16 protein-coding genes are annotated in these 24244 nt (G+C 67.3%); 2 read left to right on the forward strand and 14 right to left on the reverse strand.

Annotated elements, in window-relative coordinates:
* Positions 1 to 6 precede the first annotated feature (6 nt).
* The 8 genes from O7629_RS13220 to O7629_RS13255 form a co-directional block, all read right to left on the reverse strand.
* The gene (locus O7629_RS13220; protein ID WP_278169460.1) at positions 7 to 6552 is read right to left on the reverse strand and encodes a condensation domain-containing protein; all 6546 of its coding nucleotides are present in this window, start codon (positions 6550 to 6552) and stop codon (positions 7 to 9) included.
* Positions 6545 to 8188, reverse strand: coding sequence for an AMP-binding protein (locus tag O7629_RS13225; protein ID WP_278169461.1), 1644 nt, complete (start codon positions 8186 to 8188; stop codon positions 6545 to 6547). Before O7629_RS13225 ends, O7629_RS13220 begins: the two co-directional genes overlap by 8 nt.
* Positions 8185 to 9585 (reverse strand): FkbM family methyltransferase, encoded by a 1401-nt coding sequence (locus tag O7629_RS13230; RefSeq protein WP_278169462.1) that lies wholly within the window; start codon positions 9583 to 9585, stop codon positions 8185 to 8187. The genes O7629_RS13225 and O7629_RS13230 overlap by 4 nt, the downstream gene beginning before the upstream one ends.
* Positions 9582 to 10772 (reverse strand): alpha/beta hydrolase, encoded by a 1191-nt coding sequence (locus O7629_RS13235; protein ID WP_278169463.1) that lies wholly within the window; start codon positions 10770 to 10772, stop codon positions 9582 to 9584. The genes O7629_RS13230 and O7629_RS13235 overlap by 4 nt, the downstream gene beginning before the upstream one ends.
* 2 nt (positions 10773 to 10774) lie before the next feature.
* On the reverse strand, positions 10775 to 11704 hold the full coding sequence (locus O7629_RS13240) for a chlorinating enzyme (RefSeq protein ID WP_278169464.1): 930 nt from the start codon (positions 11702 to 11704) through the stop codon (positions 10775 to 10777).
* A gap of 23 nt (positions 11705 to 11727) precedes the next feature.
* Complete coding sequence (locus O7629_RS13245; RefSeq protein ID WP_278169465.1) at positions 11728 to 13572, reverse strand: non-ribosomal peptide synthetase; 1845 nt, start codon at positions 13570 to 13572, stop codon at positions 11728 to 11730.
* Between the two features lie 26 nt (positions 13573 to 13598).
* The gene (locus O7629_RS13250; protein ID WP_278169466.1) at positions 13599 to 15263 is read right to left on the reverse strand and encodes a carbamoyltransferase N-terminal domain-containing protein; all 1665 of its coding nucleotides are present in this window, start codon (positions 15261 to 15263) and stop codon (positions 13599 to 13601) included.
* A 151-nt stretch (positions 15264 to 15414) separates the two neighbouring features.
* Positions 15415 to 15615: a hypothetical protein gene (locus O7629_RS13255; RefSeq protein ID WP_278169467.1), complete on the reverse strand. Its 201-nt coding sequence runs from the start codon at positions 15613 to 15615 to the stop codon at positions 15415 to 15417.
* 84 nt (positions 15616 to 15699) lie between these two features.
* Between O7629_RS13255 and O7629_RS13260 the strand changes: the two genes are divergently transcribed.
* Positions 15700 to 16992, forward strand: a complete 1293-nt coding sequence (locus O7629_RS13260) for a benzoate/H(+) symporter BenE family transporter (RefSeq protein ID WP_278169468.1) — start codon at positions 15700 to 15702, stop codon at positions 16990 to 16992.
* Positions 16993 to 17077: 85 nt separating this feature from the next.
* Here the strand turns inward: O7629_RS13260 and O7629_RS13265 are convergent, their stop codons facing one another.
* Positions 17078 to 18148, reverse strand: coding sequence for a pyridoxal-phosphate dependent enzyme (locus O7629_RS13265; protein ID WP_278169469.1), 1071 nt, complete (start codon positions 18146 to 18148; stop codon positions 17078 to 17080).
* A 145-nt stretch (positions 18149 to 18293) separates the two neighbouring features.
* Between O7629_RS13265 and O7629_RS13270 the strand changes: the two genes are divergently transcribed.
* On the forward strand, positions 18294 to 19208 hold the full coding sequence (locus O7629_RS13270) for a hypothetical protein (protein ID WP_278169470.1): 915 nt from the start codon (positions 18294 to 18296) through the stop codon (positions 19206 to 19208).
* Between the two features lie 5 nt (positions 19209 to 19213).
* Here O7629_RS13270 and O7629_RS13275 read toward each other — a convergent pair whose 3' ends face one another.
* The 5 genes from O7629_RS13275 to glyA all read right to left on the reverse strand — a co-directional run bounded on the left by O7629_RS13275 (position 19214) and on the right by glyA (position 24239).
* Positions 19214 to 20359: an acyl-CoA dehydrogenase family protein gene (locus tag O7629_RS13275; RefSeq protein ID WP_278169471.1), complete on the reverse strand. Its 1146-nt coding sequence runs from the start codon at positions 20357 to 20359 to the stop codon at positions 19214 to 19216.
* A gap of 55 nt (positions 20360 to 20414) precedes the next feature.
* Positions 20415 to 21299, reverse strand: a complete 885-nt coding sequence (locus tag O7629_RS13280) for an amidohydrolase family protein (RefSeq protein ID WP_278169472.1) — start codon at positions 21297 to 21299, stop codon at positions 20415 to 20417.
* 49 nt (positions 21300 to 21348) lie between these two features.
* A complete protein-coding gene (locus tag O7629_RS13285) occupies positions 21349 to 22254 on the reverse strand; it encodes a phytanoyl-CoA dioxygenase family protein (protein ID WP_278169473.1) in 906 nt (301 codons plus the stop codon).
* 13 nt (positions 22255 to 22267) lie between these two features.
* A complete protein-coding gene (locus O7629_RS13290) occupies positions 22268 to 22708 on the reverse strand; it encodes an acyl carrier protein (RefSeq protein ID WP_278169474.1) in 441 nt (146 codons plus the stop codon).
* A gap of 268 nt (positions 22709 to 22976) precedes the next feature.
* Positions 22977 to 24239, reverse strand: coding sequence for a serine hydroxymethyltransferase (gene glyA / locus O7629_RS13295; protein WP_278169475.1), 1263 nt, complete (start codon positions 24237 to 24239; stop codon positions 22977 to 22979).
* Between the last annotated feature and the right edge of the window lie 5 nt (positions 24240 to 24244).

Below are 24244 nucleotides of genomic sequence, written 5' to 3' on the forward strand. Positions count from 1 at the left end.
CGCCTCCTAGAAGTCGAACTCGATCTCACGGCCGGCGGCGACCCGTTGCTCTTCCTCGACCTGCCCGCGGTACTCGTGCAGTGGGCGCCCAGGAGTGTCGACGACCTCCGACAGCAGCGCCACGAACCGCCGCCAGAGCAGGGCGACGGAGCCCTCGTCGTACAGCTCGGGGTCGTACTCGACCGTCGCCTCGACGCGCCCGTGACGGGACACCAGGTTGAAGGTGAGGTCGAACTTGGCGACGCATTCGACGCGGTCGCGCAGCGCGATCTCCACGCCGGTCTCCCGGAGCACCCGCTCCTCCAGATCGCCCCAGTCGTGTAGCACCAGGAGGACGTCGAACAGGAATCCGTGTCCCGGCTCCTGGCGTGGGACCACGTCCGCGAGCTGCTCCAGCGGGTACAGCTGGTGTGTGTGGGATTCCAGGAACTCCCGTCTGGCGATCGCCAGCAGCTCACGAAAGCTCGTGTCGGGCGAAAACGTCGTCCTGAGGGCCAGAGTGTTGGCGAGGAAACCGACCTGTGGCCGCAGGTGCCGGGAGAACTCCCGCCCGGTGGTCAACGTACCGAGGCAGAGGTCGGTCTGCCCGGTCCGGTTGTAGAGGGTCAGCACCAGGACGGAGTGCAGAAGGGTGAACAGTGTGACGGCCTCGGTACGGCACAGCTCCCGCGCGTGGCCGGTCAGCGCCTCGTCGACGGCGCCGTGGAAAACCGACCCGGTGAACGACTTCACCGGCCTGCGGCGCCGGTCCGTCCGCAGGTTGAGCACGGGTACGCCGTCCTTCAACTTGTCCGTCCAGTATGCCCGGCCCGGGTCGAGAAGGCCGCGGTCGCCGAGGTCCCGCAACCAGAGGGCGTAGTCGCCGTACTGGATCGCGGGTTTGGGCAACGATTCGCGCCGCGTCGTGTACGCCCTGAGCACCTCCTCGGTGAAGATGGCGATGGAGACCGCATCGCAGACGATGTGGTGCATGGAGAGCATCAGCACGTCCTGCGGACTCGTGCCGGTCACGTACGTCACCTGGAACAGCGGGCCGCCGGCCAGGTCGAAACCGCGGTGCAGCTCCCGCCTCTCCAGCTCGGCCAGCACCTGCTCCTGGTCGGCGGACGAGTCGAGGTGCTCGATCAGGATCTCGGTCGAGATCGCGGGGACGACGCGCTGCACGACCTCGTCGCCTCGCACGACGAACCGGGTACGCAGGATCTCGTGCCGGGCCACCACAGCGTCGACAGCGCGCTCGAGCCGGTCGGGTCGCAGGCCACCGACCACATGGATCGACGCCAGGACGTTGTAGGAGGTGCGCTGGCTCTGCACCCAGATTCTCATCTGACTCGACGTCAGGGGGTACTCGGCGCGTGACGGGCTCCGCGACAGCTCGGGCCACGCCGGGGCCGGGGCCGCCGCCAGCCGCGCGGCGATGGCAGCGACGGTCGGGTCCTCGAAGACGTCCTTGAAGGTGAGTACCAGTCCGGTGGTCCGTTCCAGCCGGTGCAGTAGCTCGATGACGCTGATGGAGTTCCCGCCCAGCGCGAAGAACGACGATGTTGGGCCGGTGGGCGCGACACCCAGGACCCCCGCCATGCAGTCGGCCACGGTGCGTTCCCGCGCGTCCATCGGCCGCGCGGCCGCCGGGCCGGACGCTGCGGGCTCGCCCGGTTGCGGCAGCCCGCCCCGGTCGACCTTGTTGTTGGGCGTGAGGGGGAAGGCACCCAGCACCAGGATGGTGGACGGGACCAGGTAGCCAGGCAGGTTCCGGACCAGCAGGCCGCGCAGTTCCTCGGGGTCGAGGGCGGCACGCCGCCGCTCGTCTGGGACCTCGACGTATGCCGCGAGGGACTCTCCGCCGTCGCCCCGCTGGTGCTTGAGCACCAGCGCCCGAGCGACCGCAGGGTGTCCCATCAGTACTGTCTCGATCTCGGCGGGCTCCACCCGGTAGCCGTTCACCTTGAGCTGGCGGTCCACGCGGCCGACCAGTTCGATCTCCCCGCTGGGCAGGAACCTGCCCGAGTCACCGGTGTGGTAACCGGTCTCGCGGAACCTGTCTGCGGACAGGCTTGGCAGGCCGACGTAGCCCTTCGCGACGTGCGGTGAGCCGACCACGATCTCGCCCACCTCGTACACCTCCGGACTGCCCCCGTGCGCGACGCGCAGGGCCAGTGACGTGCCGTCGCAGGGAACGCCCAGCGTGACGGTACGCGTGACGTTCCCGTGCACGAAGCGCCGAAGCGAGTTGAGGGTACTTTCCGCCTGGCCGTAGAGGTTGTAGAGCTCGACGTCAGGGAACAGCTCGAAGTGCCGTATCCCGTCGGCGGGCAGCACCGGCTCGCCACCCAGTACGACGGCGCGCAGGCGGCCGCTGTCCGAGCCACGTCGGGTGGCCGTGAGCTTGCGGTACAGCGAAGGGGTCGCGTGCAGGACGGTGACCGACTGGTCGACCACCCATTGCCAGAGGTCGCGGTGCGCGTCGTTGTCGTGCAAGGCGAGAACCTGCAACTGGGCACCGGTGACCATCGCGGTGTAGACATCCAGCACCGCCGCGTCGAAGCCGAGCGACGACACCAGGCTGAGCGAGTCCTGCTCGGTGATCGACAGCCGTCGCCGGTACTGTTCGACGAAGTACCGGACGTTGTCCGCCTCCTGGATCACACCTTTGGGGGTGCCGGAGGTACCGGAGGTGTAGAGCAGGTACCCGGACCGGGATTCGTCCCCCCCGTCGCAGGCCTCGTCCGGACCGTCGCCGGCGTCCTCTGGACCGTCGCCGGCGTCCTCCGGACCGATTTGGTCGATCCGCACCACCCTCGGGCGTACGCGGCCGGGCTCGTCGGTGTCGTCCGCTTCTGCCCAGGCGACGGCGCCGTTGGCCAACACCACCCGGACCCCGGCGTCCGAGACGATCCGCCGCAGCCGCGTCGCCGGGTCCCTGGGCTCCAGAACGACGTAGCGGCACCCGGCATCCAACGCGCCGACCATCGCGGAAATCGCCAGCGGGGTGTCCCCGTGACGGAAGTACAGCCCGACCGGACCTGCCACCGAGGTACGCCCCAGGTAGCCGCTGACGCGGCGGCTCCATCCGAGCAACTGCCCGTACGTCGTCGCGCCGCTCGGGGTCACCACCGCCACCCGCTGCGGGATCCGCTCCATGGTCTGCCTCACCATGGCGGCCAGCGGTTGTGGGACGTCCGCCGGCCCGACCTGGGGCGGCCGCCCGAGGCGGGGCGGTACCAGGAGCGGTTGCGCGTCGAGCGGCCGGTCCGGATGCCGGTCGAGACGGCGAAGACAATTCCCGAAGCCGGCCATCCACAGGCGTACCGTCTCCGGATCGAACAGCGCCGAGTCGTAGTCCCACCGCAGCGACCCGCCGCCACCGCTGTCAAGGATCGCGTAAACGTCGAGGTCGAGGCGTGCGGTCTGGCCCCGGTCGCCGAGGAACCCCTTGGCGATCTGCTCACCCGGCCCGAAGGTGAGGCCGTTGAAGTATACCGAGGTGACCGGGACCCTCCCGTCGCTGCGACCGCTGGTGAATTCGCCCGCCACCGCACGCACCGGCAGCGCCCGCAGTCCAAGCGCCTCCGACAGCCTGCTACCGACCGCCGCGATCCGCTGCACGCCGGACTGGTCGCCGGCGAGCTGCAGGCGCAGCGTGACCGGGTTGACACAGGGCCCGAACGTGTCCTTCATGGCGGGAAAGTCGCGATCGAGAAGCGGAACACCGACCGCGATGTCCGAGCGTCGCGTGATTCTGCCGATGACCGTCGCGAACCCGGCCAGCGCCACCGCGAACGGCGTCGTGCCACACTGCCGGGCCAGCCGGGCCAGGGACCGGGACTGCTCGTCGGTCAGGTGCAGCCACTCGGTGGCGATGCGGCCCCGTGCGCCGTCGCCTGGGGGCCAGCGGTCCCGGGGCAGCCGCACCGGTACGAGGCCCGTGAGCTGCCCGCGCCAGTACGCCCCAGCGTCCCCGCCGCCGCGCGCCAGCAGGTCCCGCTGCCGACGCACGTACGTACGGTACGAGGTGTCCCGTTCCTCGTCGGTGCGCCCCGTGCCGTCCCCGCCGGCGCACGCCGACGACAATCGCTGGGCGAAGGCGTTGAGCGAGAACCCGTCGCAAATGATGTGGTGGGCGACGAAGATCAGCGTGTGGGTGCCGTCCGGCAGCCGCGCGAGTGTGGCGCGAAACAACGGGCGCTCGTCGAGGTCGAAGGGCTTGCGGACGAGTGCCTCGACGCACGCGTCCAACTCGGTCACCGCCTGCTCGGTGCTTGATCCGGAAACGTCGAGTACGTCCAGTCGGTGCTCCTCGTCGTCGCACGGGAGCAGGCCCAGGTTTCCGTCCTGCCAGACGAACTGGCAGTGCAGCAGATCCGCGCGGCCCAGCTCGAGCGCGAGCGACTTCTCGATGCGCTCCCGTGGGACCTGCGATGCGAAGTCGATCCGGATCGCGATGTTGTAGCGGCTGTCCGGTGCTCGCGACTGGTGGTCGATCCAGATCGACTCCTGGATCGAGCTGGCCGGTAGGAGACCACCGCCGGTGAGCGCGTCGGGCGCAACGGGCGGCGGATCGGTGTGCGACAGGGCGTCCAGCCGCGCGGCGAGCCCGGCGATCGTCGGATGGTCGAACAGCAGCTCGACGCCGATCAGCTGGCCCACCTCATCGGACAGCGCGGCGGCGAGCTCGGCCATACCGAGGGAATCGAAGCCGATGCTGAAGAACGTGTCGTCCCGCCCCATCCGGACTGGTCCCTTGAGATGTTCGACCGCCCGCATGATCTGCCGCTCCGTGTCGGAGGCCGCCGCAGCCGGGGTCCGTCCCTCGCCGGTTGCGCCGGTCTGCCCGCTGGACTCCGCCTTCCAATGGGCGATGCCGCCGGTCTGCCCCGCGAGGTAGGTCGACCTGCACAGCGCCCGTTGGAGCTTGCCGCTGCTGGTACGAGGCAGGTGGCGAGGGGCGAAGAGGAACACCTCCGACGCCGGGATGCCGAACTCCTCCGACAGCACGGTCCGGACCGACCGGATGACTTCGGCGTGGGCAAGTCCGCCCGTACGGTCGTACTCGCACTGGACAACCAGATCTTCGCCGTGCTCCCGGTCTACGGAGAACACCACGCAGCCGTCCCGGATGACACCCGGTGCGCCCTCGGCGATCGCCCATTCGAGGTCGTACGGGTAGTGGTTGCGGCCGCGGATGATGATCAGTTCCTTGATCCGGCCCGTCACATGCAGCTCGCCGTCGCGCAGGAAGCCAAGGTCGCCCGTGCGGTAGAACGGGCCCTCACCCGAGCGGGTGAAGGCATGCAGCGCTTCGGACGCCCCGGGGTTGTTCCAGTAGCCGCCCGCGACGCTCGACCCGCTCAGCCACACCTCTCCCACTCGGCCGTCGGGGCACTCGGCACCGTTGCCGTCGACGACGAGGCAGCGGAAACCACTGGGGACGCCGCACGACACGACCGGGTCGCCGGGCGACGCGGGCCCGCTGTCGTCCGCCTCGCCCCCGGACGGCTCCGGCGTGCGCGTGGTGAGCCCTTCCGCAGCGGCCACCAGCAACGTGGCCTCGGCCATGCCGTAGCAGGGCCGGAAGGCATCGGACCGGAATCCGGTCGCCGCGAACCGGTCCGCGAACGACGACAGCGTCTGCGCCCGGACCAGCTCGGCCCCGCAGTAGGCCACCCGCCAGCGGCTCAGGTCGAGCCCCGCGACGTCGTCGTCGCTGATCCGGTCGGCGCAGTGCTGGTAGCCGAAGTTGGGTCCGCCACTTCCCGTCGCACGGTAGCGGCTGATCGCCTCCAGCCACGTCACGGGCCTGCGCAGGAACTCGAGCGGCGAGAGGAACACCGCGTGCGCGCCGACGTACACCGCGTGCAGGACGTTCCCGATGAGCCCCATGTCGTGGTAGAAGGGCAGCCAGGACACGACCGTCGATTCGCTGTCCTGGCCGAACGCCGCCCGGATGAGCTCCTGGTTGCGGTACAGGTTCCGGTGCGAGACGACGACACCTTTGGGCGCGCCGGTCGACCCGGACGTGTACTGCAGGAACGCCGGGTCTGCCGGGCGCACGGCCACGGGTTCGACGGCACCCGTCCAGCCGCCCGCTGTCCCGCCGGCCGTGATCTCGTCGACCGTGATCTCATCGGTGACGAGGCAGGGCGCGGTCTCCGTGAACCTGTCGCCGGCCCGGCCGAGTGCCGCCCGGTCGGTCAGGACGACGGAGGCCTGCGCGTCCCGGGCGATGACGAGGAGGCGGTCCACCGAGCGGCTGTTCCTCGGCGGGTAGCACGGAACGGGCACGATCCCGGCGACGAGACACGCCCAGAACGCGCGGATGAACTCCGGCCCGTGGGGGTAGACCAGCAGTGCCCGTGCTGGCCGTGGAAGCCCATCAAGGTGGACCGCCAGGGAGCACACGGCGTCGTACAGTTGCTGGTAGTTGACGGTGTGCGCCTCGTCGAGGCCCTGCCGCAGGAACGTGTACGCCGGTTCCGCCGGTGACCCGGCTGCCCGGTGCCGCAGCACGGCCGCGAAGTTGTGCTCGCTGTGCGGCGAGCCGCCCTCAGTCACCGACCCGCTCCAGCTTCGCATCGCCGAACACCGCTCTGATCTGCTGACGCCGCAGTTTTCTGGTGCCCGTCAACATGCCGTTCTCCACGGTGAACGGCACCGTGCTGTGCGCGAAGAGCGTCACTCTCTCGTGTTCGGCCAGCCTCGGGTTGACCTCGGCGAGGTAGCTCCTCAGCGCTGCCGATCCGCCCCGCTCGACGGGCCAGTACGCGACGGCGGCGATCCGCTTGCCGTCGAAGGAGGTGACGCAGATGGACTCGTCCACCTTCAGCTCGTGGAAGACGGTCTCGACGCTGGCGGGGAACACCTTCTTGCCGTTGTCGAGGACGATGACGTCGTCCTTGCGTCCGCGCAGGAACAGGAAGCCGTCCGCGTCGAGGTAGCCGATGTCTCCCGTGCAGATGTACCCCTCCTGGTCGAAGGTGACGACCGAGGGGTCGGCAAGCTCGCTCCGGTCGATCTTGACCCGGATCTCGCCGTCCGCAGCGATCTTGACGGGAACGCGCGGCCGGCCGACGCTGCCGATGCGGAAGTCCTTCTCGGAACTCATGGAGATGATCCTGGGCAGCTCGCTCTGCCCGTACCCCTCGTAGATCCGCACACCCACGCGGTAGAACGTCATGAGCGTCCGCCGGTCGATCGGGGCACTGCCCGTCACGAAGTAGTCGGCCCGGCCGCCGTAGATCTTGCGCACCTTGCCGAACAGGTAGCGGCCGAACACTCGTTTCACCCAGCTGCGGTTGGGCAGCCGGTTGATCCGAAGGCGGAGGTAGACGTCGAAGACGGCCCGCTGCCGCTTACTCATCTGCCGCAGTTTCTGTTCGATCCGCGCCGCCAGGGCCTCGTATATCATGGGGACGCTCACCATGATGTTCGGCTTCTCGACGATCAGGTCCTGCACGCAGCGCCGGGGATCGGAGAGCACGATGTCGATCCGGCGCATCAGCGCCAGCCGCACGAAGGCCCGCTGCTGCAGGTGGGAGAAGGGCATGAAGACAAACAGTTTGTTCCCTTTGCGGCTCCAGAAGCTGGTCCGGTACCGGTAGTACTGCAGCGCCAGGTCGAGGGCGTGTTTCCAGCCGTTCGACGGCTCCTCTGCCGGGAACATCAAATCGATGCGTTTGGCCTTGCCCGACGTCCCCGACGAGTAGCCGATCGAGTAGTGGTCCAGCATCCGGTCGGCGGTGCAGGTCCACTCGACGCCGGCGAGCTCCTCGAAATCGCTTCCGACCGGGGTGGCACCGCCGGTACCGAAGAACCACACCGGTGCGTCGACCTCGGTGAGCCGGTCCGCCACCGCCCGGTCGGCGAGCACGACGTCGGCCTCGGCCTCCCGCAGCAGGGCACCGATCTCCCGGGCGGTGAGGAACTCCGGCACCGCGACCGATCGGAAGCCCGCCTTGATGCAGGCCAGATCGAGCACCATCCACTGGTACGACGTCGGCCCGACCAACCCCACCTGGAACTCGCGCCCGCGCCCGTGCGGCCGCAGCGACGCCAGCCGGCCGACCGCCCGGTCGATGTCCTGTGCCAGCTCGGCCCACGTCCTGCTGACCCTGCCGCCGTCGCGGTAGACCACCTGGTTGTGGTGGTTGTCCGCGAGCTTTTCCAGAGCCGCGAAGAGCTGCCGCTTCATCCCAGGTTCCTGCGGATGACCGCCGCCACCTCGTCGAAGCGGCTACCCGCGAAAAGCTGGTCCGGCGGTAGCACGTTCTCGCCGAAGGCCTCGTCCACCTCCAGTACCATCCGTACCGACTTGAGTGAGGTGCCGCCGAGGTCGAAGAAGTCGTCCGAGGTCCGGACGGACTCGACCTTCAGCAGCCGGCACCAGATGGCGGCAAGCCTTTCCTCGATCGCGGACATCACGCCCGGCTCTGTGGCGCCCTCCGACGCGATCATGGCGCCGAGCGCAGCCGTGTCGATCTCGCCGCGGGTGTCCCTCGGCAGGGCCGCCACGAACCGGAACCGTTCGACGGCGATGTCGGCGAGTTGCGGGATGCGCTCACGGATGGCCGAGGCCAACGCCCGACGCGTCGACAGCGGCCGCCGCCAGTTCGGGGCGGCGGGGTCCGGCGCCACCGGTCCCCGACGGGCGTAGAGGCCGTACATGTCGGTGCTCAGCAGATCCGGGTTGCGGTCGATCAGCACGCTGAAGCCCTTGTCCTCCAACAACCTGACGCAGGCCGCGACCCGGCCGTCGATGTCGTGGACCTCCATGACCACCTGATCGATCCGTTGCCACAGCCCATCGTCGATACCGTGCAGGACCTGCCACTCCGCTTTCTCGACGTCGATCTTCAGCAGATCGATACGGTCGACGGAATGGCCCTCGAGCGCCTGTCCCAGTGTCTGCACGCCGCACTCGACCGGCTCGCCGACGAGCAGCTCGGCGACCATCGCGTCGAGCCCGGCGGCGGAGGCACCGTCGTGGCCCGCGAGATAGGTCTTGAGAACCTCGCGGTCCGTCTGGTCCGCGAGGAGCCCGGACATCGCTGTGTTCTTCGGGTAGTACGTGATCACCGTCTGACCGCGCGCGTCGCCGACCGCGCCGGCGACGATGACGACATCGATGTCGTGCAGCCTGGCGTTCAGCTCGACGGCCCGACACAGCTGAGGTACGGGTTCGACCGCGAAGATCCGGGCCCCCTGGCCGACAAGTCCGAACAAGACGGAGGCCCCACCGATGTTCGCCCCGACGTCGACCACGGTCGGATGGTCGGGCAGTGTCACCCCGTTGCGCAGGTACTCGTTGTCCCGGAACACCTCACGGAAGATGAAGTCGGCCTCCCGCCGGTTGCGGTGGAAGATCATCAGGTCGTCGTCGGGCTCGTACAGTGCGAGCTCGCCGTCGACGCCTGCCTCCTCGCAGAGGAGCGTCGCTCGCCGGACCACCGGGGCGGCCTCGCCCGGCACGACGAAGACCGCGGCGACCCGCCGGTCACCCGTCCGGTGCCGGACGAGAACGCCTTCCTCGACGAGCCCGCCCAGGTCGTGATCGATCGTCTCGACTTCGAGTGCAGCTATGTCGGTCATCGCCGTCCAGGTGTGCTCAGGTACTGGGCCGCAACGAAGTCGGCGGCCAGTTGGACGAGTCGGGACGAGGTGTCGAAGACGGAGAGGTGGTCGCCGCTGGGCTCCTCGACCAGCCGGGCGCGGACGAGCTCACGCGCCACGCGATGCGAACCTTCCGGGTGCGCGGTCGTGTCGGTCCGACTCGTCACCACCAGCGTCGGATGTGGGATCCGGCCGAGCAGATCAGTGATGTCGAAAGACATGATCGCGAGGTTCAACCTGCAGTAGTGGTGGAACAGCGCCGGCGAGGCGTAGGGGTAGAGCACCAGCGGCGCGAGCCGCTCGGGGATCTTCGCCAGGGCGGCAGGGCGGTGCATGAGTTTCTGGTAGGCGGCCGCCTTCGCCAGCGTGTCCGCGCCCATCTCCATCAACGCCTGGACGTCCCGTTGGTGATCGGTCTTCGTCGAGCCGGCCCCGAAGTCGTAGTCCCCGTGCCACAGGCTGATCGATCCGAGGCGACCGGGATGTCGGTGGGCGGCCTCGACCACGATCACCGCGCCGCCGCAGAGCCCCATCACGTGACAGGCCGGCAGGTCGAGCGCGTCCATGACCGCCAGCAGGTCGTCGGCCTGGTCGGCCACGCCGCTCGCCATACCGGCCTCGGGGCCGTGCGCGGAGAACAGACCGCGGGTCTGCCAGGTCACGACGAAGTGCTCCTCGCCGAGTGCGCGCAGCCACCGCAGCGACAGCTCGACCGGCATGCCGCAGGGTGGGACCAGCACCACCGCGGGACGCGCCCGGTCGCCCGCCGTGAACGCGTCGAGCGTCAGTCCGTCGCGGGTTTCGACCCGCACCAGCCGGGGCGCCCGGTCACGGGCATTGGCAGCGGCGCGTACGATCGGCGCCTCCCCGGCGTCGCGGACCCAGTCGTCGAGCGGTCCGGCGTCGGCCAGCAGGGTGCTGATCCGGCGCTCCACCGCCAACCCGAACGAGCTGCCCGCCGGCTGCGGCGCGGCGCGCACGTGGACCGTCTGCCGCAGACCGACCTCGCGGGCGACGCTGTCGAGTAGCCGTCCGGCGGCGGTGCCGAGACGCTCGTGATCCGCCACGGCCACCTCGAAGTGGCCCTGCGGCAGCCGGTCTGCCAGTGGCTTGACCTCGCCGAACACCTCGACAGCGGCCGCCGCCCACTCCTCGAACCCGGTCACGGTCAGCTCTTGCCGAACGGGACGCCGGTCGTCGTGTGGGTTCGCAGCCGGTTCCGCCCGTACTTGTCCTCACCCGACACCAGCACGCACCCGAAGTCGTCCAGCGAGATGCGCCCGCCGTACTCGTGGATCTCGGTCAGACCCGGATAGACACGTACCGAAGCGGGGACGTAACGGCTGGCGAAGCCAAGGCGCATCTCCTGCGTCCGGCCCGCGTGACCGTGGGAGGCGTGCATCAGCGTCGACCAGAAGACGATGAACTGCCCCGCCTTCATCTGCATCGAAACCGCCTTGCTCTCGTCCGGGGACCAGTCCGGATCGATCTGCAGTTGGCGGTAGTCGTAGCCGAAGAATCCCCGGGCCACGCCGTTCTTGGTCTTGTTACGGTTCGCCTCGGGGTCGTAGTGCATCCCCAGGGTCTCGTCGTAGAACATCTGCCGGTGGGTACCCGGGATGAACTGTAGGCAGGCGGTCTCGATACTCGCCTCGGTGAAGGCCGTCCAGACGGTGATCGTGCCACCGTACTCCCGGTCCTCCTCCCAGACGATCTGCGGCTCTCCCCCGGCGTTCGCGAACGTGTCCGCCTGGTGCCAGTCGGTGCCCTCGTCGCCCGGGTACTTCGGGAAGAACTCGGACCGCCAGCAGATGACGTCCTTGCCGAGAATGCTCGCCACCCGGTGGACGATCTCGGGCCGGGCGATGTGTTCGGCAAGGAAGCTGTTGTCGAGATGGCGGTCGTAATTGGAGATGTTGGTCCCCTGCGAGATCGCCTCGGTGTCCTGGTAGACGGCGTTTGTCCGGTCGAGCAGCTTCAGCCGCTCCTTCCGCCAGCGGTCAGCCATCTCGTCAGGTTCATAGAGCGTGAACGGCCCGGCGTAGCCGTTGCGCTGGAAGTCTGCGAGCTCGGTAGGCGTGAGGCTGAACTTGCTCATGACATCCACTCCCGGATCTGGGGCTAGCTAGGCCCGCGTTCGGCGGTCGCCCGCTTCCTCGACGCGAACTGTTCGCCGACGTGGTCGACGTAGACGTCCAGCGACAGACCGTCGGCGAAGGCACCCAGGTCAACCTCCACCGCGAGCTGCTTCTTGGTCTCCTGCATGATGCGGATGAGGTCGAGCGACGTGCCGCCGGCCTCGAAGAAGTCCTCGTCCGACGCGGCGACGGGCTTTCCTAGCACCTGCTCCCAGATAGCCTTGACCTTTTCTGCGTGACCCACGACCGCCTCCAGTGGCGGTGACGGGTCCGGCGCGTGGTACGTCGCCTGCAGCGAGTCGTGGTCTATCTTGCCGTTGTGATTCCTCGGATACTCGTCGAGCAGGACACACCGGGCCGGGCACATGTATGCGGGAAGCGTCGCACGGATATTCGCCAGCACCAGATCGGCGGCAGCCGCACGCTGCGCCGGCCCGGTCTCGGGATCGTACAGGGCGAACAGCATGAGATGCGCGTCGTCACCGGAGCCCGGCACCTTCGACACCACCGAGTTGGACAGACCGGGGAACGCGTCCGCGACGGCCTCGATCTCCCGGGGATCGATCCGGTACCCGTGCAACTTGATCTGGGTGTCCGCGCGCCCGACGAAGAAGTACTCGACGCCGTCATAGGTGACACCGAGGTCGCCCGTGCGGTAGACGCGGTCCGCGCCCGATCCGGTGAATCGCGCGGCGGTCAGCTCCGCTTCGTGCAGGTACCCCAGGGCGACGCCCGGCCCGCGCACGTGAATCTCCCCGACCGCGCCGTGCGCGACCGGCTGCCCGGCGTCGTCCAGCAGCTGGATGGCCAGATCTGGAATCGGCACACCGATCGGCGAGTGCTCCGACCCGTCGAGTAGTTCGAGTGAAAGTGGTCGGTACGTCACGTGCACGGTCGTCTCCGTGATCCCGTACATGTTCACCAGCTGCGGGGCGGACTCACCGCGCCGCGCCAGCCACGCCGCCGCGACATCGCGGTCGACCGGTTCACCGCCCAGGACGACGTGGCGCAGCGAAAGGTCCGCGTGGTGGCGGGCGTCAACCGCGTCGAAGGCGCGGAACGCCGTCGGCGTCTGACTGAGAACCGTGACCCCTTGGTCAACGACCAGCTGGTAGAAGCGCTCAGACGTACGGGTCGTCACGTACGGCACGACGACCGCCTTGCCGCCGTGCAGCAGCGCGCCCCAGAGCTCCCACACGGAGAAGTCGAACGCGATTGAGTGGAACACCGTCCACACGTCGTCCTTGGAGAACCGGAACCAGCTCTGCGTGCCGCTGAACAGCCGGTCGACGTTCCCGTGCTGGACGACGACACCGTGCGGTTTGCCGGTCGTGCCGGAGGTGTAGATGACGTATGCGGGTGCCTCCGGGGACACCACCACCGGTGCCCAGTCCGGTGCGACGCCGTCCGGCAACGCGCCGCGCTCGTAGGCCACGAGGTTGACACCAGGCCGGTCGAACAGGCCGACCAGCTCGGCAGCGACGACGACGAACCGCGCCCGGCTGTGCTCGATGATGTAGTCGATCCGGGGTGCCGGGTAGTCCGGATCGACGGGCAGGTAGGCCGCCCCCGCCTTGAGTACGCCGAGCATGGCGACGACCATGTCGATTCCCCGGGGCAGACACAGACCGACCACCTCTCCGGGCTGCACACCACGGGTGGTCAGCCCGAAAGCGAGCCGATCGGACAGCCTGTCGAGCTCCTGATACGTCAGGGTTTCCCCGGCAGAAGCGACCGCGATCCGCGACGGCGCCTCCGCCGCCTGCTGACGGAAGATCTCATGAAGTCCACCCCGGAATCCGGAAGTGGCGTGCGCTGTGCCTGACATCCGTTCCTCTTCCCGCCCGAGCGTCACTACGCACCCGTCGTCCGGGTGTACAGCCTCCCGTTGCTCCAGATGTGGTCAACATGACCCCACTCGGCGACGCTGCGGACATCCGGGAAGAACCCGGAGCCGAGGTCGTTCGCGCTGGTGTTACAGAGGATCGGTAGTCCGCTGTACTCCGCGTAGTGGTTGAGCAGCGCGTGTATCTGCGGGTTCTGCCGCTGGTTGACCGTCTGCAGGCGGGCCGTCCCGTCCAGGTGGCAGACCGCAGCCAACCGCCCTGCCGCTTCCGGACGCACCCGGTGGTCGTAGAGCATGTACGGATCGGGCGTACCAGGGTCGAAGAACCGAGCCGCGTCCTCCTCCACGCAGATCGGCGCGACCGGCCGGTACGACTCGCGCCGCTTGATCCGGTTGAGGGTGGTCTTCATCTCCGGCGAGGTCGGCGCCGCCATGATGCTGCGGTTTCCCAATGCCCGCGGCCCGAGCTCGGCCCGGCCGTTGAGCACGATGACCGGCTGCTGCGACTCGTGGATGAGACCCGCCAGCTCCTTGAGTGAGCAGTCGCGCGACGACCAGTCGGCGGCGTCCCAAGCGGTATCACGGATAGCTGGCCCGCTGTAGACGTCCCAATCGACCGACTCGTAGCCATGCTTGGCAACAAGCTCGCTGCAGACGGTGCCGATGGCGCTGCCCGCGTCGTTGGGAAACGGTGGAATCCAGAGCTCCGCCAGGTTGCACGAGCGCCTGATCGCGCTGTTCCACTTGATGTTCAGCGCACACCCACCGGCGTAGCACAGATTCCGGGGTCCCCGCCGGTCCAGTTCGTCCAACCGTGCTGCCAGCGTGCGGACCAGCACCTCCTCGAGGAAGCAGTGGAAGGTGGTGAGGATGTCCTCATCGCCGAGCCCACTGGCTTTGGCCCGGAAGACCAGCTTGAGCAGCAGCGCCCGCTCGAACTCCAGCATCTGGTCGTGGGTCGTGACCGGCCCGGTCCTCGCCACCAGCTTCTCGAAGATCGTGTGGAAGCTCTCGCCGAGCGACTGGACCCTCTTCCCTTTCGCGATGTAGGCCATGTACTTGCCTGCCAGCGACAGGTCATTCGGCCGATAGTCCTGGTACGGCGCGAAATTCACCGCGAAATAGGTGTAGATGAAGCCGCTCATGGGAAACAGGTAGCCCAGGCATTCGAGTCTTCCACCCCGGTCATAGTGGAACAGCTGCGGAAACGACATGCCGTCCCACGAGAGCACGTACGACGACTCGCCCCGCCGAGCCATCGGACTACTGCAGTAAGATGAGAAAATGTGCCCCGCGATGTGATGGTAGCTCGCATACTCCCGCCCAAAGTAGGTACTGAAAGCACCTTTACTCGCCAACGGGTTCGCGCGGATGTCGTAGAGGTGACCGTAGTCCGCCACCTCGAACGGAACCTTTTCGTCGCCCAGGGTCACCTCGAACGGAGTGGTGTGCCAACCATCGATGACGAGGGAGTCCACCTCAGACCAGTCGTAGCCGATATCGTTGAGCAGGCCGAACAACTCACTCCTCGTTAGCCGGAATTCCGAGTAACGCGGGTTGTTGCCAATCTTCTCCATCTCGTGACACTGGACCAGGCGGTTGTCTTCGAAGAGGGCAACGCCGCCGTCGTGGCTCAGCTTGATTCCGACAGAAACGACCCTTTGGTTACGCATGGCGCCCCGCTTCGTAGTCCCATGCTCCATCGTCGGTGACCGATGTTACCGGCAAGATTCCTCGGGTTCAAGAGAGTAAGGTGCAACTCCTCGGCGGACACACCGGATCTCGATACCCCAAAAAAGTTCCACTGTGGCTAATGATCTTTTGTCATGGCTGGCTGGCCCGCACGATGGCAGCTTGAAACAGGCTGCCGGACGGGGTGTCGACCCGGATGTTTTCGCAGATAATGATGATCGAGAAGGCCGCCGCACGGGGCACCGAATCCGGCAGGCATCGGCCCAGCGGACCCGAGACCCAACCGTGGCACCGCGACAGCCCGGAGGTGGCATTGGCCGCGCCGCCCGGCACCGGCCCCGTCCGCAACGGCGGCGCCGCGTTCCCGGGCCGCCTGCCAGAATCGACGTCACCTCGTTCGGGTACAGTCACGCAATCATGAAGTCGCTGGCTTATCTGACGCGACAAGCGGCACCACCGTCGGCCGTCACCGCCGGTCTCGTCGCGGTACTCGTCGGTACCGCGAGTTCCGCGGCGATCGTGTTCACCGCCGCGCGGGCCGCTGGCGCGTCCAGCGATGAACTGGCCTCGTGGATGCTCGCGCTGGGTGTCGGTATGGGAGTGACGTCCATCGGGCTGTCCCTACGCTACCGGGCACCCGTCGTCACCGCGTGGTCCACTCCGGGGGCGGCCGTACTCGCCACTGGACTGCTCGGGGCGAGCATGGGCCAGGCGGTCGGCGCCTTTCTGGTCTCGGCGGCGTTGATCACGCTCAGTGGGATCACCGGGTGGTTCGCCCGTGTCATGAACCGTGTCCCGGTCGCGCTCGCGGCGGGCCTCCTTGCCGGAATTCTCGTCCAGTTCGGTATCGGGCTGTTCAGCGAGATGCACCACAGTTTCGCCGTGGTGTTCCCGATGTTCACGGTCTATCTGCTGTTCCGCAGGTGGTTGCTCCGGTACGCCGTACTGGCGGCACTGACCACTGGCGTCGTCGCTGCCATGCTCACCGGGTCGGTCCGGTTGCGTGACGTGGACCTGACACTGTCCACTCCGGTCTTCACCGTTCCCGAATTCTCCTGGCAGGTCGTCATCGGTGCCGGACTTCCGCTCTTCGTGGTCACCATGGCCTCGCAGAACCTTGCGGGAGTGGCGGTGCTACGCAACGACGGGTATCAACTGCCGGTCTCACCGCTGGTCGGCTGGACGGGTGCGGCCAACCTGGTGCTGGCACCGTTCGGCTGCTTCGGACTCAACCTCGCGGCCATCACCGCGGCGATCTGCACCGGTAGCTCGGCGCACCAGGACCCCGACCGCCGCTACCTGGCCGCTGTCTGGGCCGGAGTGTTCTACCTGTGCCTCGGCGTGTTCGGCGGCACGGTCGGCTCCCTACTCACTGCCCTACCGGTGTCCCTCATCGCCGGGATCGCGGGTCTCGGGCTGCTCGCCACCGTCATCACCTCCCTCACCTCGGCGCTCGCCGACGAGCAGTGGCGGGAGTCTGCCGTGATCACCTTCCTGGCGACCGCGTCCGGGGTGACGCTGCTGGGAATCGGATCGGCGTTCTGGGGTCTGCTCGCCGGCGTCCTTACCGCACTGGTGACCCGCAGCCTGCGGCGGGAGAACCGGCTCGACGGTGACACGGCGCCGCAGGACCGTCCGCCGAGCGTCCGACCTCCGCTCGCAGAGGCTGCACAGCACCGGCGCCGGGCAGGCGCAGACAACCGCATCTGACGGAACACCGGACACCTCGTCGGTCCGGGCAGCCGCAACGGGATGACCGCCCGGCGGTTCTGCGGGGAGAGCCGGTCGCCGGCCGCTATCCCTGGTGCGGGCCGTGCTCGCCGGCCGAGACCGCGTCAACATCACCGGGAGCCGTGCCGATCCAGCGATGGTAGGCGTCCATGTCGACGTTGCCGCCGCAGACGATGGTGGCCACCCGCCTGCCCACGAAACGGTCGCGGTCCTCAAGGATCGCCGCGATACCGAGCGCGGCCGACGGTTCGACGACGAGGCCCGCATGATCCAGGAGCAGCCGCATCCCGGCGACGATCGACGCCTCCCGGACGAGGACGGCGTCATCGACGACCACGAGCAGGTCCTGCAGGGCGTCCGGGTTGGGGATGCGACCCGCGACACCGTCGGCGATGGTGTCGACCGAGTTGGTGGTGACGACGCACCGTGCGTGCCATGAGCGCGTCATCGCTGGTGCTCCCAGCGGCTGGACACAGATCACCTCCACCTCGGGTGCCATGGCCTTCACCGCGAAGCCGACGCCGCTGGCAAGGGCTCCGGTGCCGAGGGCGACCACGACGGCGTCGAGGGGCTGTGGGTCGGAGGCCAGTTCGATGCCGATGGTCGCCGCACCGTCACAGGTCTCGACGTCCACACCGTCTTCGATCTGCCGGATACCCCGGGACCGGGCGATCGCCGCCGCCCGCGCACAGGCGGTGTCGTAGTCACCGTCGACCAACTCCAGACGGGCTCCCAGGGCACGGATCCGCTCGAGCTTGACCACGGGCGCGTAGCGGGACGCCACGACGGTGACGTCGAGCCCACGACCACGGCCGGACCAGGCCAGCGCCTGACCGAGGTTTCCCGCACTGGCGCACACCACAGCGCGCTCGCCGCTGTCGGCAAGGCCGTTGGCGATGATCTCGGTACCCCGGCCCTTGAAACTGCGGACCGGGTTCACCGACTCGACCTTGAGACTGACCGTGCACCCGAGTTCCGACCCCAGCGCCTCGCAGCGGTAGTGCGGGGTGCCGAGGAACACGGGGTCGATCGCCCGGCTGGCCGCCTGGACACGGTCCATGTCGAGGCGCAGTCTCTGCATGGTGGAGAGTCTAGAACCGACACCCGAGCTCTCCCTAGCCCTGACTGCCGCCAAGGGGCTGACCCCGCAGCGGGGCAGGACCGGGCCGGCCGACGGAACCAAAGGTCCAAGCATCTCGATAGTTGCAGACATCGATGGGCGGGTACTGTCCGAGCATGGCACTTTGGCCTTCCTTCGTCCGACGCTGAGGGAGCTGAGCATGACCGGTCAGCCGCTCTACCTCCGGGGTATCGCCTACACGGTGGGAGACGCCGTCCCTCTCGCCGACATCGAGGAAGGCGACCCCGAGCAGGTCGAGGTCTTCACCAAGCTCGGCCTGCACTACTTCCGGAAAAGTCCACTCAGCCTGCCCGACCTCTGCCACCGTTCGGTCGGAGACACCCTGCGGACCGGCGGCGTCGACCCTACCGACATTGGTGCCGTACTGCTGGCCACGACGGTCAACTCGATTCATGCGGTAGGACTGGACTATCCCGAGGTGGCGCAGATTCTCGGTGACTACGGTCTCGTCGACGCCAAGTTGTACGGAGTGAGTCTCGCGAAGTGTTCCAACCTGTCGGCGGCCCTGGAACTGGGGTCCAGTCTACTGCGGGCAAACGACTACTCGGAGGTCCTGGTCATCGTGGGCGACAAGTGCGCGCGCGACCGCGACCGGTTCATGGACTCGGCGGAGTCGATTCTGAGCGACGGAGCCTTGTCGTTCATCCTGTCGCAGACCGGGGGCACCTACGAACTCAGGCACCTGGCGACCAGCAGCGACCTGTCCCATCTCACCAGGACGTTCGGTGTGCTCGAGTTCGTGGACAACTCGGTCAAGAACCTCGGTAGGCTGTGGCGGGCCATCCCGCCGGAGCTTCCGAGAGACCAGATCGAGAAGGTCTTCTGCGGAAACTACAACATGCTGATCCAGCGCAACCTGATGCGCGAGCTCGGAACCGGCCGCCAGGCGTTCTACCTGGACAATCTACGGCGCCTGGGGCACGTTTTCTCGTGCGACGTGCTGATCAATCTCAGCGACTATGCCGCATCGACCAACGTGGCGCCGGCCACCACGTTCGCCTGCCTGACCGTGGGGTACTTCCGGTGGGGTTGTTTCGTCGTACAGAAATGCTGACGAGCTCACAGCTCGGACTCGGCGATGATCTCCCGCATGATCTCGCTACTCCCACCCGCGATCGTGACGAGCCGGGTGTCCCGGAAGACCCGGGAGATCGGCGCCTCCGCGAGGTAGCCGTGCCCGCCGAAGAGCTGAAGGCACTGCCCCGCCACCTCGACGGCGAGCTCGGTGGCCCGCAGTTTGGCCATCGCGCACTGGGACATCGCCTGCTGTCCCTGGCTGTACAGCCAGGCCGCGTGATAGGCGAGCTGGCGCGCCGCCGCTGTGTGACTCATCAACTCGGCCAGCCGGTGCCGCACCACCTGCAGGCCCAGGATCGTGGTGCCGAAGACCTGCCGCTCGTCCGCGTACCGTCTAGCCAGTTCCAGCGTGTAGTCGATCTCCCCGAGCGCCAGGAGTGCGGCCGCGATCCGCTCGAGCTGAAACGCTTTCATGATCCACAGGAATCCCGAGTTCCGCCGACCGAGAAGCTGGTCTTCTCCGACCACGACATCGTCGAACTCCACGCTCGCGGTGTCGGAGCAGTGCCACCCCAGCTTCTCCACCGGAGTCCTCGTCACCCCTGGTGCTCGGGCGTCGACCACGAACAGGGAGATACTGCGGGATCCGTCTCCGTCGCCCGTCCTGACCGCCGTGACCATGAAATCCGCGGTCAACCCGTTGGTCACGAAGGCCTTGCTGCCCCGGATGGTGTACCGGTCCCCCGTAGCCCGTGCTGCGCACCGGATGCCCGCCACATCGGATCCGGCCTGGGGCTCCGTGATCGCCAGTGCGGCGATCATGTCGCCCTGCACGGCCGGCTTCAGGTACTCCGACTTCTGACGGTGGTCGCCCGCCAGGTGCAGGTAGGTCGTCGCCATGTAGCTGTGAACGGACATCGCCCCGCGGAAGCCACCATTACCCAGCCTACCTAGCTCCTCAAGGTAGGCGACCGAGTGGAAGAACGGCAGGTCGCGACCCCCGTACACAACGGGGTAGTGCAGTCCTAGTAGCCCGTGCTCCCCGAACAGCTTCCAGATATCGCGCGGAATCCGGCGCTGCGACTCCCAATCGTTCAGCCGGGGAGCTACGTGCTCCTGCAGAAACCGCCGCGTCCACGCCCGGAACGCGTCCGCATCGGGGGAAAAGTAGATCGAGCTAGCGCTCACAACGTCGTCCTAGGGCTCTGGCGGGTACTGCCTTGCCGGCACGGAAGACGGGCCATCAGGCGTTGGCGCCGTACAGGAACGTGCGGGCGTTCAGCTCGAACAGCTTGCCGGCCTGCGCGTCGGTCAGGAATCCACGCATTTTTCCGATCTTCGCTGTCAGGTCTCCGGAGAAGTCGAACAGCGGTGCGTCCGACCCGAACAGGATCTGGTCTGGCACCTCGGCGCAGAGCATCAGCATCAGCTCCAGGTCGCCGTCCGGGATCTGGTGGAACGACGAGATGTCCGCGTAAAGGTTCCCGGGATACTTCCGCAGCAGCTTGACGGTCCCTTCCGGGTCCCAGACCATGCCGTGCGCCAACGCGATACGCAGGTCAGGAAACCGCCGGACGACCTCCTCGACGCTGTGTGGGTACCGTTGGGCCCGGCCAAGCGTCGGCAGCGACGGCCCTGAGTGGGTCAGTACGGGCACACCGTTGTCGCTGCAGTGGCGCCAGAGCGGTGCCATCCGCTCATCATCCAACTCGAAGCCACACGGCGGGTACAGCTTGACCCCTTCGCAACCAGGCAGGGCAGTCCAACGTTCGACGGTACTGAGCGCCGACGCACCACGCGAAGGATCGAAGCCCGCGAAGAACGTCAGCCGGCCGTCGGACGCCTCGGCCACCTCGGCATGGTGCTGGTGGATCTCCTCAATGGTCAACTCGGGCTCACCGAGCGCCGGGCCGAAATCGGCGATCAGCATCACGGACTTGGCGATCCCGTGGGCGTTCATCTGCGACAGGAGGCGGTTGCCGTGCCGGTCCAGCAGGTAGAGGCGTAGGGCCCGCTCGACGCCGCTCCGACCGAGCCGGCCGTCCTCGAGCATCGAGCCGGCGATGCCCGCGATGAATCCGGGCGAAATGCAGCGGGCGTCGGCCAGATGAACGTGGATGTCAATCATCACTGGTTCGTTCCGTCGACGGCGCGCGTCCGGTTCACCCACCACCTGGTCACTGCGTCGCCGTATGGTGCAGTGTCGGAAAGATGACCGGGTCGCTGTAGTCCGGTAGGCCGTTCGCTGATTTCCGGCAGATCAGGTCGTGGGAATGCTGGAAGACCGGCTTTTCTTTACTCAGAAAGCTCAGGTCGCGGTAACGGTTTTCGCCGTCCTGCAGGTGGACCGACAGGGCCCGCCGCGGCGAATCGGATACGTTGGCGTAGCTGCCGTGGATGGTGTAGCAGTCGTGGAAGCTTACCTGGCCCCGCTTGAGTTCGAGCGGCACCTCGACGAGTTCGTTCCCCTCGGTGTTAATCAGCTCCGACTTGATGAAGTCCATGTTCTTCTCGCCGAAGGTGACCAGCGCGTGGTTGTTCCGCCACCGGTGACTGCCCTTGATCACTACCAGGCAGCCGTTCTCCGTCGAGCAGTCATGCAGCGGGATCCACGCGGTGATCATCCGGTCCGACTTGCAGGTGGGCCAGTAACGCTTGTCCTGGTGGAACCCGGTGACGCCCTCACTTTCCTCGGACGCACGCGCGGGTGGCTTGTAGATGAGTTGGTCCTTCCAGTACCTGATCTCGGTGGCCCCGATCAGGGCGGCCGCGATCGCCGAGATGATCGGAAGCCGGGCCAGCGCACGGAGTCCCAGGCTGTGGAAAGAGGCGTAGCCGTCCGCGCGGCTAAGGCTTCGATCCAGGAAGGGCACGCCGAAGTTGGGGTCCACCCGCGGATTGTCGCTCCACGGAAAGCGCTCGTCGTAGTCGCAGCGGTAGATCCGCTCACTGCCGTCCAGCGCCTCGGCTATCTGCTCGTCGCTCAGAATCCTCTTGGAGATGTAGTAGCCGTTGCGCCGATAGAAGTCGATGTCCTCTTCGGACGGCATCAGTGCCTGTGTTTCGGTCTCGCTGTCGCTCATGACCCGACTCCCGTCAGAGGTCTCGCAGCCGCTCCACCAGCGTGACGAGATCGCCAACCGTGGTGATCTCAGAGAGGTCGATGTACTCGGCAACCTCGTCGAGTTCCTTACCGATGATGTCCTCCAAGCTGAGGAGCAGGTTGATGTATTTCATCGAATCCATGCCCAACGACTGGAGTGACGTGGACCGGGACAGGTCGGCTCGGCGGACCGCGCCCTCCTCGCCGAGCATCGCGACCAGGATCCGGCACACTTCGTCGTACAGGACGATTTGAGTCGACATCGGCACCTTCCACTGGGCGTCCGCAGCGAGAGTAACGTGGACGATCGGCACCGAAAGGCAATCACCCGAGGCGGGGGTGCCGACTTCGTCGCCCCAGCTATCGCCATCGACGCTTATCGTACTCTTGCACCCCGATGGGTTCAAGGCTGTCCATGGATGTTCGACAGACATGATCAGCGATGTGGTCGGATCGACGAGCTGGGCCGTCAGGTCGACGTGGTGATCGGCGAAGTAGCCCTACGCCGCCCACTTCACCAGACCGCGAGCTGATCGGCTTGCGGCTGCGGATCGTTCGGCGGCGCCCCCGGAGAGCGGCCCGGCGTCGCGGAGCACGTCCCGAAAGCCCGCCGACGACAGTGCAACCCGGGAGAGTTTCTCCCGGGTTGCACTGTGATGGCTAGCCCGCCCGCTGCGACCGCGAGCGGTACCACTCATAGATTCAGGCCGACGTGGGCAGCAGCGGGCCCGGCGCGGGGAACCGGGCGCACAGCGCCCGGACCTCACTGCGGATAGCCTCCGCCCCATCGCTGTCGCCCTTGTTCTGCAGCGCACGGACGAACAGGTCCGCGACCGCGGTCATCTCCCCGGCTCCCATGCCGCGGGTCGTCGGCGCGGGGGTCCCGAGCCGCACCCCGCTGGTCCGCTGCGCCGACAGGCTGTCGTCGGGAATGAGCTGCTTGTTGGTGGCGAGCCCGACCTCCTCCAGCAGCTTCTGCGCGTCGCGACCCTCGATGCCGTACGATCCGACCGTATTGACCACCATGAGGTGATTGTCGGTCCCGCCTGAGACGAGCTGGGCGCCGTGCTCGAGCAGCCGACCAGCCAGCACCTGTGCGTTCGACAGAGTACGCGCAGCGTACTCGCGGAACTCCGGCTCGGCCGCCTTCTTGAGGGCGACGGCGATGGCCGCGATCGTGTGCATGTGCGGCCCGCCCTGCAGGCCTGGGAATACGCTTTTGTCGATCTTCTTCGCGAACTCGCCCTTACTGAGAATCAGGCCGCCGCGTGGACCACGCAGACTCTTGTGTGTGGTCGTCGTAACCACGTCGAAACCGTGCTCCAGCGGGTTGGCCAACTGCCCACCCGCGATCAACCCGCCGACGTGGGACACGTCGGCCATGGTCAGGGCACCGACCGCGTCCGCAACCCGCCTAAATCCAGAATAGTCGAGCTCGCGCGGGTACGACGAGTGTCCGCACAGTATCATCTTTGGGCGGACTTGCTCCGCGATGCGCAGGACCTCGTCGAAATCGATGCGACCGTCCGCGCCGGCCTTGTAGCGGTGGAATTGGAAAACCCTGGCCATATGTGAAACGGGCGAGCCGTGCGTCAGATGGCCGCCGTGGGTGAGGTCCATTGCGAGAATAGAGTCCCCCGGTTCCAGGAGCGCGTAGTACACGACCTGGTTCATCGCCGCACCGGAGAGCGCCTGCACATTGGCGTGGTCGGCCCCGAAGAGCTCTCGAGCACGCGCGCAGGCCAGACGCTCGATGACATCGGTGTAGGTCTGACCGCCGTAGTAGCGATTGCCGGGGTATCCCTCCGAGTACTTGTTGGTGAACACCGTCCCCAGTGCGGCGAGCACTTCCGGATAGGTGTAGTTCTCGGAGGGGATGAGCTCCAACTCGCTCTGTTGCCGACGCTCCTCGCCGAGGATCGCGTCAAAGACCTCCGGATCGTACTCCTGCAGTAGGTCTCGCATCGCTC

This window comes from Solwaraspora sp. WMMD792, assembly GCF_029626105.1.
Taxonomy (GTDB): domain Bacteria; phylum Actinomycetota; class Actinomycetes; order Mycobacteriales; family Micromonosporaceae; genus Micromonospora_E.